The organism is Massilia sp. CT11-108, assembly GCF_047302915.1.
Lineage (GTDB): Bacteria > Pseudomonadota > Gammaproteobacteria > Burkholderiales > Burkholderiaceae_D > Telluria > Telluria orientalis.
Genome location: NZ_JBKYMO010001358.1, coordinates 1 through 346, shown reverse-complemented (window position 1 = coordinate 346; position 346 = coordinate 1). Strand labels below are relative to the sequence as shown.

General features: G+C 66.5%; 1 protein-coding gene. It reads left to right on the top strand.

Features of this window, described 5'->3' with window-relative positions:
• Nucleotides 1–346: SDR family NAD(P)-dependent oxidoreductase (locus ACEN88_RS34785; RefSeq protein WP_413346972.1), on the top strand; the 346-nt coding region annotated here is incomplete at both ends.

Sequence of the window (346 nt, the reverse complement as noted above, 5' to 3'; positions counted from 1 at the left end):
GTTCACGTCCGCCTATGCCGCCTCGAAGTTCGCGCTCGAGGGCTGGGCCGAGTCGCTCGCCCCCGAGCTCGAGCCCTTCGGCATCTCGTCGATGACGGTCGTTCCCGGCTTCTTCCGCACCGAGCTGCTCGTCGAGGGGTCGTCCACCCTCTGGCCCGAGATCGAGATCGCCGACTACGCCGCAGGCACCGCCCAGACCCAGGCCGCGTTCCGCGGCATGAACGGTCAGCAGGGCGGCGACCCCGGTGTCCGGGACGATCTGGTCGCGCGAGCAGACGGCCTTCCATTGGTTCAGCTCATTTTTTTAATTCGGGTCACGGGGCAAGGTGTTATCCAGGTGCAGTCG